The organism is Streptosporangium sp. NPDC051022 (assembly GCF_040683035.1).
Classification (GTDB): domain Bacteria; phylum Actinomycetota; class Actinomycetes; order Streptosporangiales; family Streptosporangiaceae; genus Streptosporangium.
On the sequence record NZ_JBFBCF010000020.1, the window covers coordinates 1 to 17103 of the forward strand.

The window sequence follows — 17103 nt, forward strand, 5'->3', positions numbered from 1 at the left end:
GACGCCCGCGCGGGCGTCCGCTCTTGCTCTCAGGGGGCGGGGGTTTCGGGGGATCCGCAGGGGGCGGGGGCTTTTCGGAAGGGGGATCCGGAAGGGGGATCCGGAAGGGGGATTCCGGGGGAAGGAAGAGGGGGTTTCCGGGGGGAAGGGAGCGGGGGGCGGGGGATCCTCGGGGACACGGGGTGGGGTCCGCCGAGGGCGTGGGGGGAAGGGGGATGGGGGCTCCCGAGGAGACGGAGGTGACCGGGGATCCTCGGGAAGGGGACGTGAGGGGGACGGGACTCCCCGGGGGGACGGGGAGGTTCCCGGGTCTCCGCTACGGCTGGGCCGGCTCGGCGACGACGGCCTTCGGCGGCGTGGCCGGGTTGTTGTCCACGGCCTTCCAGGCGCCACTGGAGAAGGGCACGGGGTAGTTCTTCTTGCCCACGCCGTCGCCCCACTTGGTGATGACGTAGTCGACCTTGATGTGGCCCTGGCCGCCGACGCCGTCCACGCCCAGCGTGCCGGAGTTGAACGTGCCGCCGGTCAGGTCGGCGAAGGTCTTGGCGTCGAGGTCGATCATGACGCCGCTGCTGGAGGGCACGCCGGGACCGCGGTCGCCGACGAAGAACTTGGCCTTCTTGCCGTTGTAGATGACGTAGCCCTCGGTGAACAGCGGCCAGCTGGGGCTCGCGATCATGCCCTTCTGCATGGGCTTGCCGCTCGCGGGCAGACCGGTGTCCCCGGCGCGGCCGGAGGAGTCGTCCCAGAAGTAGGAGGCCCTGGTCGAGCCCTTCAGCAGGACGGTCTCCGCGGGAGCGGCGACGCTGCTGGATCCGGTGCCGGTGTCGGCCGCGGCGGGAAGCGCGGAGACCACTCCGGCGGAGGTGAGGACGCTCGCGCCCAGGAGGGTCGCGGCGAGGAGACGGTTACGCAGGCCAAGGGAGAAACGCATGAAATGGAAGCTCTTTCGCGAGGGAACAGGACAGCCTCGTGCGTCGGGTCAAGAAGAGGCACGGGCGTGAGCGCTCACAGGGAAGAGAGGTCGCAGCCGGAGAGACCGGACGCTACGCGGAGCGCGGTGCGTGGTGCCGCGGCCGAGCGCGGCGAAGAAGTTCTAGTTGGTCGTCACGTACGCGGTGCGTAGCTGGATGAATGCGACACAGCGATCCATTAGGGGATCTCCTCTCCATCTCGTCTACCGGGTTAGCTGACGGGTTCGGGCGGTGGAGTTGCCCTACCGCTGCGGGTTCGCTGCGGATTCACCCCAAGAAGTGGGTCCCCGGCTCCCTTGGCCTTGTGGGCCTTTGGGATTCGACGTCGGCCGGCCGCTCCTTCTCCTGAAGGGCAAGTCACCGGTCGAGAACAACTAGGACACTACCCACCACAATGGGACAAAGCAAAGCAAAAGCCATGAAAGGCCCAGAAGATCTACCTTCAACACCCAAGAAAGGGGCATTGGCCGGGCCTTGACCATACTCGTTCCCGAGCGTTAGGTTCGGTGAAACTGTTAGGAAACTTACCTAATAGTTTCACAGTAATCATGCTGCTGACCTGCAACTTCTCTCTTTCACCCCCCGAAGGAGCAGCGCCGATGAACAAACGAACGATCGGCCTGACAGTGGCCGCGGCCACCGCGCCGGCCCTGCTGGCGACGGTTATGGTCAACGCGGCCTATGCCCACGGATCCATGGGAACGCCCATCAGCCGGGTCTACGCCTGCTATCTGGAGAACCCGGAGTCCCCGGACACCCCCGCGTGTAAAGCCGCGGTCGGCAACGGCGACACCCAGCCGCTTTACGATTGGGACGAACTCAACATCGGCACCGCCAACGGCAAGCATCGCGAGATCATCCCCGACGGCCAGCTCTGCAGCGCGGGACGCGCCAAGTACCGGGCGTACGACGCGGCCCGCACCGACTGGCCCTCGACCGCGCTCCCCACGGGAGGCGGCCCCTACACCTTCCGCTACCCGTACACCGCCGACCACCCCGGCACCTTCGAGATCTACATCACCAAGGACGGCTTCAACCCGCTCCAGCCGCTGAAGTGGTCGGACCTGGAGACCACGCCGCTGGTGAAGGTGAAGAACCCCACCAAGTCCAACGGCGAATACGTCATGCAGGGCCAGCTTCCCGCCAAGACGGGCCGCCACATCGTCTACTCGATCTGGCAGCGCTCGGACAGCGCCGAGGCGTTCTACACCTGCTCCGACGTGACCTTCGGCAACGTGTCCACGCCGACCCCCACCGTCACGCCCACCGTGACCCCGACGGCGACCCCCACGGTGACCCCCACGTCGACCCCGACGGCGACCCCGACGGTGACCCCCTCGACGCCTCCCCCCAGCCCCAGCACCCCGCCCCTGCCGAACGACTGGGCCCCGGGGGTCTCCTACGCCGCCGGGACGCTGGTGAAGTACAACGGCAACCACTACCGCTGCGTGCAGGCCCACACCTCCCTGCCCGGGTGGGAGCCGCCCAACGTCCCCGCTCTCTGGCGGCTCCTGTAGGGGTGACCGCGCCACGGAGTCCCGGTCCGCGCGGGCCGGGACTCCTTCGTCCTCCCGGGGAGTCCTCCCCGGGCGGCCCCTCCCCCGCCGGGCCGTGCCCGGCGGCGCCGAAGCGTCAGTCCCACCAGAAGGACCAGGCGTTCCTGCCCCTGATCTGCTCGGCGTAGTCGGCCAGCGTCCCGGAGCTGTAGATGACGCTGTCCGGGCAGAACGTCCAGTGCTCGGCGGCGACGTGGAGGGCGTGCTCCGCGGTGACCGGGGGCGCCGCGACGCTCAGGTCGAGGGTGTTGAACCCCAGGCCGACCACCCGCACCCCGAACCTGTCCTCCCAGCTGCGCAGTACGGCCGCCAGCGGGACCATCCACTCGTTGTGGTTGAGCGCGCCCTGCCATCCCATGACGGCCAGCGCGTCGGCCCCCCGCTCCGCCGCGACCAGCCCGAGCGGGGTCCTGCGCTCGGCGACCAGTCCGGCGTACCAGTCGGCGACCACGCCCGGGTCGGCGGCGAGCTTGCCCGACGGGGCGGGGCCGGGGCAGTGCATGCCGAAGGGGGCCAGCAGTTCGAGCTGGTCGGGATGGGCCCTCTCCACCCAGTCCGACCACACCTCGGCCATGAACGCGCCCGTGTGGTAGTTGTCGATCTCGGCCACCGCGTCGGGAGCGATCTGCCCTGCAGACCAGGGCTGGACGGAGTCCTCCAGCAGCACGGGCCACAGCCCCGAGTGCTCATGCTCGGCCCTCAGCGCGGCCCAGAGCTCACCGGGAACCGCCATGTCACTGAGCCAGAACGCCGGAAGGTGATCGAAGGCGAACTGAGAGTAATCAGGATCGGGCCACACGACGTCTCCGGGTGGCAGCTCCAGCAAAAGGCTCCGTCCCTCACCACCGTCGTGGAACAGCTGGCCCAGCACTGGCGGAAGTTGCCCACGCTCGCAATCGCTCATCCCTACCGATCCGATCCTGACCACGGATCAATTTTGGCCTGTCAGGCTCCCGAGCGACAGTTATCCTCCACAGCGGGGGAAAAGGAACGGTATACCGGTGCGCCGAACCCCACTCCGGGCCCACTCCGGGCCCGCTCGCGGACCGAGTGCCGGAGCGGGCCCGGAGTGGGTCCGGCGCGGGTCAGACGCCGAACTCGGCCACGATGGCCTCCCGCTCCGCCTTGCTGAGCGGCAGGCCCGGCGCGTCGGGACGGCGCTGCCACGGGTGCGGCCCGGCGTCGGGCCGATACTCCACGCCCAGCGCGTCGAGCCTGGCCGAGTGCGTCTCCAGCCGCCGCGTGAACTCCGGGTACGGCGTCCGCCCCGCGGACCACACCACCTCGGCGAACGCGCACAACCGGGGGAAGACCATGTAGTCGACGGCCCGCGTGCCGTCCATGTGCTCGGTCCACACGTTGCACTGGGCCCCGATCACGCGGGAGCGCTCCTCGGCGCTCAGCCCGTCCGGCACGGGGTCGAAGGCGTGGACGTCCCACAGCGTGAGCGGCGGCCCGACGGGGACGGGCTCGTCGGGCAGCTCCGACTGGCGGTAGTCGAGGTAGACGGACATGTCCGGGCAGGAGACCACCCGGTGACCGGCCCGCGCCGCCACGACCGCCGCCCGCGGTCCCCGCCAGGCCGCGACCGTCACCCCCGGCACCGCCCCGCACTCCAGGATCTCGTCCCAGGCGTACGGCGTGCGCCCCCGCCCGATGACGTGCTCGGCCAGGGCCGAGACGAAGGCCTCCCGCGAGACGGGATCCCCCGGGCACTCGTCCCCGCCGATCCCGATGTGGGCGCCGGGGAACAGCTCCATGACCTCGTCCAGGACGTCGCGGCAGAAGCCGAGCGCCTCGGCGGAGGTGACGTCGAGGACGTCCTCGGAGACGCCCCACGTGGTGCGGACCTCGGTCGGCCGTACGCCGAACCGGGGATAGGCGGCGACGGCGGCCTGGGTGTGGCCCGGAAAGTCGATCTCGGGGACCACGGTGACGAACCGCTCGGCCGCGTAGGCGACGATCTCCCGCGCGTCGTCGGCGGTGTAGAAGCCGCCGTGCGGGCGGTCGAGGTGGAGCCCGTGCTGGCGGGAGCCGAGCATGCTCGAGGGGCGCCAGCCTCCCACCGAGGTCAGCCGGGGATACTTCGCGATCTCCAGCCGCCAGCCCTGGTCGTCGGTGAGGTGGAGGTGGAGCACGTTCAGCTTGTGCAGCGCGAGCAGGTCGATGAACCGGAGCAGGTCGGCCTTGGGCATGAAGTGCCGGGCGACGTCCAGCATGCAGCCGCGCCAGCCGTACCTGGGCCGGTCCTCGATCTCCGTGGCGGGCGCGGTCATCGGCGCACCCGCCACGCGGCCGCGGCGCAGCGCGGCGGGCGGGAGCAGCTGCCGGAACGTCTGGGCCCCGTAGAACACCCCGGCGGGGTCACCGCCGGTGATCCACACACCGGAGGGGGTGACCCGGAGGCGGAGTCCCTCCGGCTCCAGGCCGTCGTCGAGGGCCAGCACGATGCGCTCCTGTCCCGGCCCCCCTCCGTCCCAGCCATCCCCGCCCTGACCGTCCCCGTCCTGACCGTCCCCGCCCTGGCCCTTCCCTCCCTGACCGTTCCCGCCCCGGCCGTTCCCGTTCGGGCCGCCGGCGGGAGCGCCCGAGGGCAGCAGCGCACAGCCGGTGGCCGGGCCGAGCGCGGAGCGGAACCAGGCGGCGACCGCGGCCAGCTCGGGCGGGGCGTCGAGCGTGGTGCCCGGGGTCAGCGTGAACTCCCCCCAGCCGGGCCGTACGGCGGCCGGCAGCGGGATCAGTCCGTGGGCGGCGGGGCCCACGGGAGGCACGGGTCCGATGAAGAACACCGGTTCGGCGGAGCTCAATCCTTCACCGCCCCACCGAGTCCGGCCACCAGCCTGCGCTGGACGGCCACGAAGAAGATCAGTACGGGAATGGTCATCAGCGTTGAGGCCGCCATGATTCCGCCCCAGTCGTTCTCGTCGGGTTTGAAGAAGACCAGCAGGGCCGCGGGCAGGGTCTGGCTGTCCTTGGCCGAGATGATGAAGGTTCTGGCGAAGATGAAATCGTTCCACGCGGCGATGAAGGAGAACACGCTGGTCGCGACCAGGCCGGGGGCGACCAGGGGGAACAGGATCCGCCACAGGACGACGGGCCTGCTCGCGCCGTCGATCATCGCGGCCTCCTCCAGCGCCTCGGGGACCGCGGCCACGAACCCCCGCATCATCCAGACCGCGAACGGCAGGGAGAAGGCCAGGTGCACCAGGACTAGCGAGCCCAGCGTGTTGAGCCCGACGCCGGGCGCGACCGTACCGATGTCTCTGAACAGGAAGAACAGCGGGATGGTCAGCGCCTCGACGGGCACCATCTGCGCCACCAGGAACATGATCAGCACCGTGGTGCGGAACCGGAAGCGGAACCGGGTCACCGCGACGGCGGCGAGGAAGGCCACGACCGCGGACAGCACGACGACGGTCAGCGCGACGGCGGCGCTGTTGAGGAAGTAGCGGCCGAAGTTCTCCCCGCCGATCACCCGCAGGAAGTGCTCGAAGGTCGGGGCCAGGGTCCAGGGACGCACGTGCAGCGACTGGATCTCACCGGCGGGCTTGAGCGCCGACAGGACCATCCAGTAGATCGGGAAGAACGTCAGGAACGCGGCGGCCACCGCGACGACGTTGGCGATCAGGCGGGATCTGCTCACAGCTTCTCCCCGCTGCGGTGGAGGGCGCGGATGTAGAACAGGGTGACCGCGAGCAGGATCAACGTCATGATCACGCCGATCGCCGAGCCGAGCCCGTACTCCGAGGAGCCGAAGGCGGTCTGGTAGGCGTAGACGTTGAGCACGGTGTTCTGCCCGGCGATGCCGCCCCCGTTGGTCATCACGTAGATCTGCGTGAAGATCTTGAAGTCCCAGATGATCGACTGGATGACCACGATCGTGATCAGCGGTCGCAGCATCGGCACGACGACCCGCCAGAAGGTGTGCCACGCCGAGGCCCCGTCGAGCGCGGCCGCCTCCAGCACCGAGCCGGGAATGGCCTGGATGCCCGCGTAGAGCGTCACCATGACGAAGGGGAAGGAGTGCCAGACCACGGTGGCGCCCACCACGCCGAACGCCAGCCACCTGTCGTAGAACCAGTTGAAGCCCTCGATGCCGAGGACCTGGTTGACCAGGCCCAGGTCTGCGTCGAACAGGAACATCCAGACGGTCGAGCCGGTCATCGCGGGCGCCGCCCACGCCGCCATCGCGGCCAGCGACAGCAGCAGGCGGGGCACCCGTCCCGCCCTGGTGAGCACGACGGCGAGCACCGCGCCGACGGCGAGCGTCGCGACGACCAGGGCGGCGGCGAACACCAGCGTCTGCCCGAGCACCGACCAGAAACGCCCGTCCCCCAGGAGCGTCGCGTAGTTGCCGAACCCGACGAACCGCGTCGGCCGGCCGCCGCTGACCTGGGCCTGCCGGTAGTCGAACACCGACAGCAGGCCGAGCATGTAGAGCGGGTAGCCGAACAGCGGCAGCAGGACGGCCGCGGACGGCAGCAGGTAGAGCCAGGCCCGCAGCCCGCCGCCCGGACGTGGCGGCCCCCCGCGGACCCGGACCCCCGGGTCCGCGGGCGCCGTGGTCACCGCGGTCATGACCGGCCGAAGGCGGCCTTCACCGCCGCGGCCGCTTCGTCGGTCGCCTGCTCGACGGTGGCCTGCTTGGTCGCGATCTTCTGGAGCATGGTCGGGATGACCTTCTGGTTGTCGATCTTCACCCAGGCCGGGTCGATCGGCACGAAACGGGTCCCCGCGGCGACGGTGTCCAGGAACGGCTTGAGGAAGGAGTCCTTGGCCGCCAGCTCGTCACGCGCCGAGGTCAGCGTGGGCAGATTGCCCATGGCCTCGTACATCTTGGTCTGGTATGCCTTGCCGCCCAGCAGCTCCATGAACTTCACCGCCAGCGAGCGGTGCTTGCTGTTCTTCATGACGCCGAGGTTGTTGCCGCCGGAGAAGGCGGGGGCGATCGTGCCCTCCTTGGAGCCGGGCAGCGGTATCACGGCGTACTTGCCCGCCGCCGCGCCCGCGTCGACCGCGGCGCGGCTGAAGTTGCCGAGGATGCCCATGGCCGCCTTGCCGCCGGCGAACAGCTCGACGGTCTTGCCGCCGGTGAGGCTCGCGCAGGCCTGTGGCGGGCAGTTGTCGTCGCTGAGCAGGTCGGTGTACGCCTGCACACCCTTGCGGGCCTCGGGGCCGTTGAGGTTCTCGATGTCGCCGCCCGCGTCCCAGACGAACGGGAGGGCGCCGAAGGTGTACTCGCCGCCGACGGCGACGCCGTACAGGTCGGGCTTCTTCTTGCGGATCTCGCGGGCGGTCTCGGTCAGCTCCCCCAGCGTCTTCGGCGGCGTGAGGCCGAGCTCGGTGAAGACGTCGGTGCGGTAGTAGAGGGCACGGATGCCGATGTACCACGGCAGGCCGTAGACCTTGCCGTCAACGGTCGCGGACTTGAGGAGGTCGGCGCCGACGTCCTTGCCCTCGGGCCAGGCCGCCAGATCGGCGCTCAGGTCCGCGAAGCCGCCCGCGGCGGCGTACTCGGCGAGGTCGGTGTTGCCGTACTCGGCGACGTCCGGGGCGCTCGCCGGATCGTTGAACGCGCCCTTGAACTTCTCGTGCCTGGCGGGCGTCGTCGGGATGTAGGTGATCTCGACCTTCACGTCCGCGTTGGCGGCGGTGAACTCCTTGATCGCCTCGGCGACGACCTTCTCCTTGGGGGCGCGGTTGGGCTCGTCGAAGAGCCACACCCGCAGGGTTCCGGACTTCTCATCACCACCGCTCGCGGAGGGAGCGGTCGACGGCGCGCACGCGGCGAGGGCCAGCAGGGCCACACCCGCCGCCGCCCAGTTCAGGATCTTCACAACTCTCTCCTCCTGTTGGCGGCAGACCCTAGAAAGGGCGCGCCGGTCATCGGAAGAGGTGGCGTATTTTGTTGTGCATTGCAGAACCTTGTGCTGCAAAGTGGCAACGAGGTCGTCGAGTCCCCTAATTTGACCTGCGTGTTCGACCCTCCCGATCACCGTTGAGGCCGTGATGAACGAACCTGCTCCCGAACGCAACCAGTCGGTCTCGCTACGGCGTGCCCTCGCCGTGCTCGAACACGTACGCGACCACGCGGGCGCCGGCCAGGGGTTGTCGCTCACCCGGCTCGCCGAGTCGCTGAGCCTGTCCAAGAGCACGGTGCTCAGGCTGACCCTCCCGCTCGTCGAGGCCAGGCTGCTGGACCGCGACCGCAAGACCGGCGCCTACCGGCTCGGGCACGGCGCGCTCCACCTCGGCCAGGCGTACCTGGCGACGCTGGACCTGCGCACCGTGGCCGCCGAGGAGTCCTACCGCCTGATGTCCGAGGTCAGGGAGACCGTCCACCTCGTGGTCTACGACCCGCCGGAGGTGGTCTACATCGACAAGGTCGAGAACGAGACCACCGTGCGGATGGCCTCGCGCGTCGGCAGCCGGGCACCCGTCTACCGCACCGCCGTCGGCAAGGCGATCCTCGCCTGGCAGGCGGAGGAGGACGTCGAGAAGGTCGTGGCCGCCGGGATGCCGCCGATGACCCGCCACACCATCGTCGACGCCGACCGGCTCCGGACCGAGCTGGGCCGCATCCGGCAGCGGGGCTACGCGGTCGACGACCGGGAGAACGAGCCCGAGGTGCGCTGCGTCGCGGCCCCGATCTTCAACCACGCCGACGCCGCGACCTCGGCCATCTCCGTCTCCGGCCTGACCTCGCGGATCACCGCCGCGCGGGTGCGCGAGCTGGGCCCGCTGGTCGCGGAGACCGCCCTGCGCATCTCCAGGAAACTCGGCTCGACCCGCTGACCCTCCCGGGCCGCCTCATCGGCCTTCCGGAATTCGCCTCCTTTCCGTCCCGGAGCCTGTTGACTCTGGCGGAGGCGAGGGTCGGGGCCTCGGCCGTCCATCCCGGGAATCCCTTCCGGGAATCCGAACGACAAGCGCTAAGGACCAACTCTTGATGATCGATCTGGTGACGCTCGGGGAAAGCATGGCGCTGTTCACCGCGCGACGTACCGGTCTGCTCCGGCATGCCCGTGACTTCGGCCTCGGTGTGGGCGGCGCCGAGTCGAACCTGGCGATCGGCGTCAGCCGTCTCGGCCGGAGCGCGGCCTGGATCGGCAGGGTGGGGGCCGACGAGTTCGGGGAGCTGCTCCGCTCGACGCTGTCGGGCGAGGGGGTCGACGTCCGGGGAATGATCGTCGATCCGGAGGCGCCGACGGGACTGATGGTCAAGAGCAGGCGGACCGTCGAGCTGGTCGACGTGCGCTACTACCGCTCGGGAAGCGCCGGATCCCGGCTCAGGCCCGCCGACCTGGACCTCACGCTGATCCGCTCGGCCCGCGTGCTGCACGTCACCGGGATCACGCTCGCGCTGTCCGCCTCCGCCGCCGAGACGGTGCACGCCGCGGTCGCCGAGGCCCGTGCCGCGGGCGTGACGGTCTCGATGGACGTCAACTACCGCCGGGCCCTGTGGAGCCCGGACGAGGCCTCCGCGTCGCTGCGGAAGATCGTGTCCTCCGCGGACGTGCTGTTCGCCACCGAGGCCGAGGCCCGCCTGCTCGTCGAGGGTGAGGACGCGGCCGCCCTCGCCGATGCCCTGTCGGCCCTCGGCCCCCGGCACGTGCTCGTCAAACGGGGTCCGCTCGGCGCCGTCGAACTGTCCGACGGGGTCGTACGGCACGCGGAGCCGTACCGGGTCACCGAGCTCGACCCGGTCGGCGCCGGGGACGCCTTCGCGGCGGGCTGGCTCGCCGAGACCCTGGAGGGAGCGACGCCCGAACGACGTCTGGCCACCGCCTGCGCGGCCGGGGCGTTCGCGGTCACCTCGGACGGCGACTGGGAGAGCCTCCCCCACCGCGCCGACCTCGCCCTCCTCCACCCCACAGACGCCGTAACCCGCTGACCCCCTTCCCCCCCTGCCGAACCCGGCACACCCCCTTCTTCCCCCACCACCACATCAGCCACCCACGCCCCTCCCTGCCAAACCAGCCACTCACGACCGGCCTCCTCCCCCACCACGACCGGCCCCCCATCACGACCGGCCTCCTCCCCCATCACGCTGGTGACCGATGATCGGCGCCGGTACGGCGAGCGGTGGCACCCGCCTGACCGGCGCCGATGAACGGCGCGCACCCCGCCCGTACGCTCGCCGTACGCCACCGTCCCCCGGCTCTCACCGGCCGGAAAGCCCGCTCGGATCCGCCGGGGAGGCGTCACGGTTCGTGGACGTAGTGGGAGTTCACCGCGGACTGGCCGGTGTAGTTGGGGCCGGCGCGATCGTCGGAGCCCAGGTAGCGGTAGGGCAGCGTGACCTCGCGCCGTCCCCGGCACGAGACGCGGCGACGCCGGGCGTCGTAGTCCAGTCCCGAAGCCCGCAGCGCCGACACGAGACGCCGCCCCGCCGGGGCGCCGTCCGCGAGCCGGACGCCGTCCACGTCGAAGTTGCCGACGAACAGGCCGTCGTCGGCCAGCCATGAGGCGGCACGGGACAGTACGCCCAGCCTGTCGCCCACGTAGTGCAGACCGTGGACGCACGTGACCAGGTCGAAGAGCCCCTCGGGCACCCAGTCGACGACGGAGGCGGTGATCAGCCGCAGCCCCGGCGGACGGGACGGACCGGCGAAGAAGCCGACCAGGTCCATCCCGACGATCTCCACCGCGTCTCCGATCCGGTGAGACGCCTCGAAGAGAGCGCGGCCCGATCCGCAGCACAGGTCCAGCCAGCGCACCCGCCGCCCTTCTCGCACCCGCCCGCGCAGGAACTCCAGGACGTCGATCCCCAGCTCGCGGCCGTACCCGTTGGAACCGCTCAGCCCGCGCTCCCGGTTCATGACACAGTTCGCCACCACCGAAGACCGCTCCAACGCCTCCCCATCGAGCAGTCCCCCCACGAGTCCTCATCCCTTCCCGCTGTGCGGCCCGCCGGGACCTCACTGTCGCCGTCGCCATCACCGAGATAATCACGAGCCACATGATCATGACTCGGGCAGGATGTTCCTGTGAATCATGTCCTGTGCGGCCTCGCCGTCAATCCGGCTCTGCCGTCCGAGCTGGTCGATCGACTGATCACGGCTGCCGGTGAGGACCTCGCCGAGGCGCTGGCCAAGCGTGAGGACCTCACCCGCGCGCAGGCGCTCGCGCTGGCCTCGCGTACCGAACAGTGCGTTGCGCATCTCGTGAAGCGGGGCCTGCTGACGGCCGACGACGTAGATCCCGTGGCGCAGCCGCTCGCCGCGCTCGCCCTGCTCGACGAGGGCGCCGGTCGCCCGGCGTGGGCACGCCTGCTCGCCGTGGATCCGAGCCTCGAACGCCGGGAGTGGCTGGCCGACTGTCCAGGCCTCCCGTCCGATGTGGAGGAGATCCTCGCGGCCGACGCGAACATAGAGGTCGTCACGAACCTCGCGTGGCGGACGACACCGGGCACGGCTGCCCGGCTCGCGGAGCATCCGCATGCCGAAGTCCGCCGCATGGTGGCGGCCAACAAGGCGACACCTCCGGAGGTGCTGGCCGCACTGCTCACCGGTGAGGGACTGCCTCCGGCGCGCTGGTGCCTGGACTGCGACCGCGTGGAAACGCCGTTCACCCCCGATCCCGAATGCCCGACGCTCGGCCTATGCCTGCCGCCGGAGGCCTCGTGCGACGGCTCCCATGAGTTCACCGTTCACGAAACGCATTTGAACGCGCTGCGAAACCCGGCCACGCCCGTCGCCGCCGTCATCGGCTTCGCCGATCATCCCTCAACGCTGGTGTGCCACCAGCTGGCCGACCGCCCCGACCTGCCGGCGGCGATGTACGAACGCCTCGCCGACAGCCCGGACTCCTATGTCCGTACCGCCCTCGCCGAGAATCCCGCGATCGGCGACGGCCTGATCCGCGTACTGGCCGTCGACCCCGACGCCAACGTGCGACGCGCTCTCGCCCGTAATCCACACGTACCGCTGGAGGTCCTCACCCTCCTGGCGGACACCGCCAAGGTCGGCTCCACCCTGCTGCCGCGGATCGCCACCGCTTCTCCCGCCGAGATCGAGGAACTGGCCGCCTCTCCGAATTCGGCCGTGCGGATGCTGCTGGCCGAACGACGCGATCTTCCGTCCGGGATCCGCGACGCGCTGGCCACCGATCCCGACGCCAAGGTGGTCAAATCCATCGCACCGCACCCGGGCCTGTCCGAAGCCCGGCTTCGCTCCATGGTCGACCGGCACGGGGCGCAGGTCATCGCCAAAGTGGCGCAGAACCCGGACGCCTCACCGGCGTTGCTGGAGTCCCTGGCCCGGCATCGGCCACCGGCGCAAAAGGCGTTCCGCGAGATCGCCCGGCACCGCAACGCGACGGCCTCGGCGTTGCTGGCCTGCCTGCCGGACCGGAGGGCCAGAAGCGTCGCCGCCGGTCATCCGGCCCTGCCGCCACAGGTCATCGCCGAACTGCTCACCGACGACGACTGGAACGTGGTGGAAGCCGCGGCGGCCAACCCGTCACTGCCGCCCGCGACAATGGTGAAGCTGGTGCCCTAACCGTGCGGGGCCCGGCGCCGTCCGAGCGCCGTGACACCCTGCCCTGCCAGCAGACGCGACCGCTCGGTCTCGATCCGCCCGCTGGACCCGGACAGCACCAGGACCCCGACGTCCCCACCGCCCCTGACCATGATTCCTTCGCAGGGACCGTCGATGCCATACTCGATGAGCTCCTTGACATCCTCCCCCTCGTGAACGAAGGGGATTCCCACGGTCGCCCGTGAGGGTTCCTGGTTCACCGCCGGTCGCCCGCCCGAGAGGACTCTCGTTGAGGACCTACACCAGCTCCGCAGGCGTTTCACCTGTCCGCCAGCCCGGCGGCCAGGATGTTGCGGGCCGCGTTCACATCTCGGTCATGGACCGCGCCACAGGCGCACACCCACTCCCGGACGCCGAGCGGCATCTTGCCTTGCAGTGCTCCACACGCCGAGCACAGCTTCGACGACGGGAACCACCGGTCTGCCACCAGCAGCTCACGCCCGTACCAGGCCGCCTTGTACTCCAGCATGCGGCGCAACTCCCGCCAGCTCGCATCCGAGATGGCGCGGGCCAGGCCGCGGTTCCTGACCAGGTTGGCGACGGCGAGGTCCTCGATCATGACCGTTTGGTTCTCACGGACGAGACGAGTGGTGACCTGGTGCAGGTGGTCCCGGCGGCGGTCGGCGATCCGGGCGTGCACCCTCGCGACCTTGAGACGGGCCTTGGCCCGGTTGGCCGACCCCTTCGTCTTGCGGGCGAGCGCCCGCTGGGCTTTGGCCAGTTTGCGCCGGTCGGCCCGCTCGTGCCGGGGGTTGACGACCTTCTCGCCGGTGGACAGCGTCGCCAAAGCGGTGATCCCTGCGTCCACCCCTACCGCCGCCTCAACCGGCGGCAGCGGGGAGATCGCCTCCTCGACCAGGAGGGAGACGAACCAGCGACCCGCCGCGTCCCGGGAGACGGTGACCGTGGACGGCTCTGCGCCTTGCGGCAAGGGGCGCGACCACACGATGTCCAGCGGCTCGTCCATCTTCGCCAGGGTGAGCCGGCCGTCGCGCCAGCGGAAGGCCGAGCGGGTGTACTCGGCCGACGCCCGCGACCTCTTGCGCGACTTGAAGACCGGATACCGGGCGCGTTTGGCGAAGAAGTTCGCGAACGCCGCCTGCAGATGCCGCAGCGCCTGCTGCAGCGGAACCGACGACACCTCCGCCAGGAAGGCATGGTCACCGCCGCGTTTCCAGGCGGTGAGCGCGGCCGACGACTCCGCATAGGATACGCGGCGCCCTTCCAGCCGGTAGGCGCGGGTGCGTTCCTCCAGGGCCTTGTTGTAGACCAGACGCACGCAGCCGAAGGTCCGGGCGAGCTCAAGGGCCTGCCCGGGGGTGGGGTGGAAGCGGTACTTGTAGGCCCGCTTCACGAGCCGCGTCATCCCCCACCTTCTACCACACGACCAGCCGAATATCGAGCAGGTGTTCGACTCTGTGACGGTATGCCGTGTTTCCTCCCCCGCCTGAAGGTAGGGGTCTCCACACCCAAGGAGTTCTGATGAGGCGATGTGTTGCTCTGGCGGCGGCTGTACTGGTCGCATCCGTGTCGATCTCCACCGCTCCCGCCGCCGCGCAGACCGCTCCGCCCGACCCGGCGCGGGCGATCAAGCGGCAACTCCTGGCCGGGCACGGCGTCCGAATCTCGGAGAGCACACTCACTCCCCGCGACAACATGCCCCCGGCCAAGCGCCGGTACGACATCAACCTGCAACTCGGCCCCACCGGCCCCGTCGCCTTCGACAACACCCACCGGCAGGTTCCCGTCCCAGGAAGCGGGAAGAAGGGGAAGGACACGCCGCCCTACGTCGACGATTTCCGGCAGTACCGCACGATCGCCGTCAAGGAGGGCGTCTACGTCTCCGGCGGTCTTTACGAAAGTCTGCTTCCCCCTGGGAAGACCTGGATGCGCGTGGAGATACCGCACGATTTCAAGATCGACAGCGGGTTCATCGCCCGGTTGCTCACCCAGCAGACGATCGACGTGTTCGACCCGGCCGTCATGAAGGTCATGCTGAAGGGCGCGACGGCCAAGCCCGTCTCCGGCGGGTTCTCCTACCAGGGCGAGGTGAGCTGGGCGGAGCTGTACAAGGCGGCCAAGAAGACCTACGCCCCCCTGTTCCGCGGCCTGTCCGGCGTGGAACTCGACAGCCGGAAGGTTCCGTGGCGGCTCTGGACCGATAGCAAAGGTCTTCCCAGCCGCCTGGTGAGCACCGAGGACGGGTCTCCGGCCGCCCAGCGGATCGACACCCGTTACACCGGCTGGGGATCCCCCGTCGTCGTCACCGCCCCGCCCGCCGACCAGGTCATCGACGAAGCAGCCCTGACCGGCGGCGTCCCCGAACCCAACGAACGCGTCAACACACCGCCCACCCGGTCACGCTGACGATCTCCTGCCCCGGACGCCTCCCCCGCCGTGACGTCCACTGCCGCCGAGAGTGATACGGATCAGCCGGTTGTGCCGCCCTTCGCGTGGACGTAACACGCGTACAGCGCGCCGGCCTGACCAAGCCATCCGATCCCGGTCCTTCGAAGGTGCTGTCCCTCCCGTGGCCTGGATCTGGAGAGTCCAGATCATCACAGACCGGAACAGCACCTTCGTCGTCTCCCGCCGTACCGTCCCACCGACGCTCTGCCTGTCGGACAGGTCGATGCGGCCTTCCGTCACACGGCCACCGACCGGGCCGACGCCCCGCAGATCTGCTGGACACCGACGTTCCGACCGTCCTCCCCGGCTGGATTCCGCCGTCCCAGCCGTTCAGCCGGACTTCATAGGTGGTGCAGTGTTTCCCCCGGCGCCCTCGACGCCCCGGTACCCGGAGCTCTGCCGGGGCGCCCGCCGGGTCGCCCTGTCGTTCCCTTCGGCGACGGACGTGAAGGGCACGTCCTCACCCGGCTGGCCGGGTGAGGACGGCGTGGGCGACCACGAACACAGGAGCGTCCGTGGTCGGTCGCCACACCGCCCGCCGACGTGGCCGGACAGGCGGTGGGCGGTGGGCGGCGGATCAGCACCGGTGCCGGCGACTGGTGCGCAGGTGATCGGCGCCTGCCTCAGACGTGTGGAGGATCAGCCGAGAGGCGGTGGTCGATACGAGACGCCGCTACGACTTCCGCAGAAGTGCTCCGCCCCAGCGGAAGGCAATCTCGGGCTTGGTACCGGTGCTCCTGAGATTGGCGTCGAGCCTGGCACGGACGTTCCTGAAACCGGCGGTCATCCTGTTCCTGAGGTCATTCTCAAGAGCCTTGAAGCCGGCCTCCATCCTGTTCGTGAGGTCATCCTCGAGAGCCTTGAAATCGGCCTCGAGCCTGATCCTGAGCTCAGCCTCGAAGTTGCTGTTCCTGGCGTCGTTGTCGTTCTTGATGTCGTTGTCGTTTCGAGCGTCGTTGTCGTTCCTGACGCTGTTCCTGACGCTGTTCTTGACATCGTTGTCGTTCTTGGCGTCGTTGTCGTTCCTGACGTCGTTGCTGACGTCATTTCTGGTGTCGTTCCTGGCGTCGTTGTCGTTCTTAGCGTCGTTGTCGTTCTTGGCGTCGCTCCTGACGTCATTTCTGGTGTCGTTCTTGGCGTCGTTGTCGTTCTTGATGTCGTTGTCGTTCTTGGCGTCGTTGTCGTTCCTGACGTAGTTGGCGTTCCTACCGTCGTTCTTGATGTCGTTGTCGTTCTTGGCGTCGTTGTCGTTCTTGGCGTCGTTGTCGTTCTTGAGATCGGCGTCAAGCTTGTTCTTGAGATAGGCCACTATCTCAGCCTTGGCATCGTTGTAGGCCTTGTTCCTGGCCTCCGCATCCGCATCCGCCCTGTTCTTGGCCTCGTTCCTGGCCCTCGCATCCGCATCCGCCTTGTTCCTGGCCTCAGCCTCCGCCTTGTTCCTGGCCTCAGCCTCAGCCTTCTGCCTGGCCTCCGCCTCAGCCTCCGCCTTGTTCCTAGCCTCAGCCTCCGCCTTGTTCCTGGCCTCAGCCTCAGCCTTCTGCCTGGCCTCCGCCTCAGCCTCCGCCTTGTTCCTAGCCTCGGCCTCCGCCTTGTTCCTGGCCTCGTTCCTGGCCTCAGCCTCAG

Annotated in this window: 15 protein-coding genes and 1 riboswitch; of the genes, 5 read left to right on the forward strand and 10 right to left on the reverse strand. The window is 69.5% G+C overall.

Annotated features, from left to right (window positions below; translation table 11 throughout):
- Nucleotides 1–316 precede the first annotated feature (316 nt).
- Complete coding sequence (locus tag AB0N02_RS28315) at nt 317–934, reverse strand: hypothetical protein (protein WP_363952588.1); 618 nt, start codon at nt 932–934, stop codon at nt 317–319.
- Nucleotides 935–1159: 225 nt separating this feature from the next.
- Nucleotides 1160–1309, reverse strand: a riboswitch (cyclic di-AMP (ydaO/yuaA leader).
- Nucleotides 1310–1573: 264 nt separating this feature from the next.
- Here AB0N02_RS28315 and AB0N02_RS28320 point away from each other — a divergent pair.
- Nucleotides 1574–2491 carry a lytic polysaccharide monooxygenase gene (locus AB0N02_RS28320; protein WP_363952590.1) on the forward strand — a complete coding sequence of 306 codons (918 nt, stop codon included), beginning with the start codon at nt 1574–1576 and terminating at the stop codon, nt 2489–2491.
- Nucleotides 2492–2606: 115 nt separating this feature from the next.
- On the opposite strand, the gene AB0N02_RS28325 is transcribed toward AB0N02_RS28320, so the two are convergent.
- From AB0N02_RS28325 to AB0N02_RS28345, 5 genes are all read right to left on the reverse strand, one after another.
- A complete protein-coding gene (locus tag AB0N02_RS28325; RefSeq protein ID WP_363952592.1) occupies nt 2607–3401 on the reverse strand; it encodes a DUF4253 domain-containing protein in 795 nt (264 codons plus the stop codon).
- Nucleotides 3402–3615: 214 nt separating this feature from the next.
- Nucleotides 3616–5301, reverse strand: coding sequence for a beta-N-acetylhexosaminidase (locus AB0N02_RS28330; protein WP_363952594.1), 1686 nt, complete (start codon nt 5299–5301; stop codon nt 3616–3618).
- A 32-nt stretch (nt 5302–5333) separates the two neighbouring features.
- Nucleotides 5334–6173 (reverse strand): carbohydrate ABC transporter permease, encoded by an 840-nt coding sequence (locus AB0N02_RS28335; protein ID WP_363952596.1) that lies wholly within the window; start codon nt 6171–6173, stop codon nt 5334–5336.
- Nucleotides 6170–7108: a sugar ABC transporter permease gene (locus AB0N02_RS28340; RefSeq protein WP_363952598.1), complete on the reverse strand. Its 939-nt coding sequence runs from the start codon at nt 7106–7108 to the stop codon at nt 6170–6172. Before AB0N02_RS28340 ends, AB0N02_RS28335 begins: the two co-directional genes overlap by 4 nt.
- Complete coding sequence (locus tag AB0N02_RS28345; protein WP_363952600.1) at nt 7105–8367, reverse strand: extracellular solute-binding protein; 1263 nt, start codon at nt 8365–8367, stop codon at nt 7105–7107. Before AB0N02_RS28345 ends, AB0N02_RS28340 begins: the two co-directional genes overlap by 4 nt.
- 172 nt (nt 8368–8539) lie before the next feature.
- Here AB0N02_RS28345 and AB0N02_RS28350 point away from each other — a divergent pair, with 172 nt between their 5' ends.
- Nucleotides 8540–9325, forward strand: coding sequence for an IclR family transcriptional regulator (locus AB0N02_RS28350; RefSeq protein WP_363952602.1), 786 nt, complete (start codon nt 8540–8542; stop codon nt 9323–9325).
- 154 nt (nt 9326–9479) lie between these two features.
- Nucleotides 9480–10424: a sugar kinase gene (locus tag AB0N02_RS28355; RefSeq protein ID WP_363952604.1), complete on the forward strand. Its 945-nt coding sequence runs from the start codon at nt 9480–9482 to the stop codon at nt 10422–10424.
- Nucleotides 10425–10734: 310 nt separating this feature from the next.
- Here AB0N02_RS28355 and AB0N02_RS28360 read toward each other — a convergent pair whose 3' ends face one another.
- Nucleotides 10735–11412, reverse strand: coding sequence for a class I SAM-dependent methyltransferase (locus AB0N02_RS28360; RefSeq protein WP_363952607.1), 678 nt, complete (start codon nt 11410–11412; stop codon nt 10735–10737).
- Nucleotides 11413–11520: 108 nt separating this feature from the next.
- Between AB0N02_RS28360 and AB0N02_RS28365 the strand changes: the two genes are divergently transcribed.
- Nucleotides 11521–13032, forward strand: coding sequence for a hypothetical protein (locus tag AB0N02_RS28365; RefSeq protein ID WP_363952609.1), 1512 nt, complete (start codon nt 11521–11523; stop codon nt 13030–13032).
- On the opposite strand, the gene AB0N02_RS28370 is transcribed toward AB0N02_RS28365, so the two are convergent.
- Both AB0N02_RS28370 and AB0N02_RS28375 read right to left on the reverse strand, forming a co-directional pair.
- Nucleotides 13029–13271, reverse strand: a complete 243-nt coding sequence (locus tag AB0N02_RS28370; RefSeq protein ID WP_363952611.1) for a hypothetical protein — start codon at nt 13269–13271, stop codon at nt 13029–13031. The two genes, AB0N02_RS28365 and AB0N02_RS28370, sit on opposite strands and share 4 nt — an antisense overlap.
- Before the next feature lie 59 nt (nt 13272–13330).
- Nucleotides 13331–14437, reverse strand: coding sequence for an RNA-guided endonuclease TnpB family protein (locus AB0N02_RS28375; RefSeq protein WP_363952613.1), 1107 nt, complete (start codon nt 14435–14437; stop codon nt 13331–13333).
- Between the two features lie 116 nt (nt 14438–14553).
- Between AB0N02_RS28375 and AB0N02_RS28380 the strand changes: the two genes are divergently transcribed.
- Nucleotides 14554–15438, forward strand: a complete 885-nt coding sequence (locus AB0N02_RS28380) for a hypothetical protein (protein WP_363952615.1) — start codon at nt 14554–14556, stop codon at nt 15436–15438.
- A gap of 715 nt (nt 15439–16153) precedes the next feature.
- On the opposite strand, the gene AB0N02_RS28385 is transcribed toward AB0N02_RS28380, so the two are convergent.
- On the reverse strand, nt 16154–17103 hold a 950-nt coding region (locus AB0N02_RS28385; protein WP_363952617.1), incomplete at its 5' end, for a hypothetical protein.

What these genes read in the sequence shown, in the direction of transcription:
- AB0N02_RS28315 (WP_363952588.1), bottom strand. Translation starts at nt 934, where the DNA reads ATGCGTTTCTCCCTTGGCCTGCGTAACCGTCTCCTCGCCGCGACCCTC.
- AB0N02_RS28320 (WP_363952590.1), top strand. Translation starts at nt 1,574, where the DNA reads ATGAACAAACGAACGATCGGCCTGACAGTGGCCGCGGCCACCGCGCCG.
- AB0N02_RS28340 (WP_363952598.1), bottom strand. Translation starts at nt 7,108, where the DNA reads ATGACCGCGGTGACCACGGCGCCCGCGGACCCGGGGGTCCGGGTCCGC.
- AB0N02_RS28350 (WP_363952602.1), top strand. Translation starts at nt 8,540, where the DNA reads ATGAACGAACCTGCTCCCGAACGCAACCAGTCGGTCTCGCTACGGCGT.
- AB0N02_RS28355 (WP_363952604.1), top strand. Translation starts at nt 9,480, where the DNA reads ATGATCGATCTGGTGACGCTCGGGGAAAGCATGGCGCTGTTCACCGCG.
- AB0N02_RS28375 (WP_363952613.1), bottom strand. Translation starts at nt 14,437, where the DNA reads ATGACGCGGCTCGTGAAGCGGGCCTACAAGTACCGCTTCCACCCCACC.
- AB0N02_RS28380 (WP_363952615.1), top strand. Translation starts at nt 14,554, where the DNA reads ATGAGGCGATGTGTTGCTCTGGCGGCGGCTGTACTGGTCGCATCCGTG.